Here is a 318-nt window from a genome sequence, read left to right as displayed (position 1 = left end):
CGCTGAACCCAGCGCCAGCGATTCGGTGTGGACAATGTTTTGCGCCGGGAAGCCGAAGCGTTGCAGATATTCTGCAGCGTAGTCGACGCCCATCGCCCGCATTGCGCGTACCATCACCACGTTTTTCGACTGACCCAGCCCCTGACGTAAGCGAATTGGACCAGCATACTGCGGTGGTGAGTTCTTCGGCTGCCAGTCAGAACCGGCACCTGCATCCCAGCGAGAAATTGGCACATCGTTCAACATACTTGCCAGCGTCAGACCTTTATCCATCGCCGCGGTGTAGAGGAACGGTTTGATGTTGGAACCCACCTGACG

General features: G+C 57.2%; 1 protein-coding gene. It reads right to left on the bottom strand.

What is annotated here, in order from left to right:
- A partial coding sequence (locus tag SB756_RS28945; protein WP_410912964.1) for a penicillin-binding transpeptidase domain-containing protein occupies positions 1 to 318 on the bottom strand: 318 nt, incomplete at both ends.

The organism is Pseudomonas sp. SIMBA_068, from assembly GCF_046534705.1.
GTDB lineage: Bacteria > Pseudomonadota > Gammaproteobacteria > Pseudomonadales > Pseudomonadaceae > Aquipseudomonas > Aquipseudomonas putida.
Note: the sequence above shows the minus strand (reverse complement) of the source record. Positions and strands in the feature narration are given on the sequence as shown.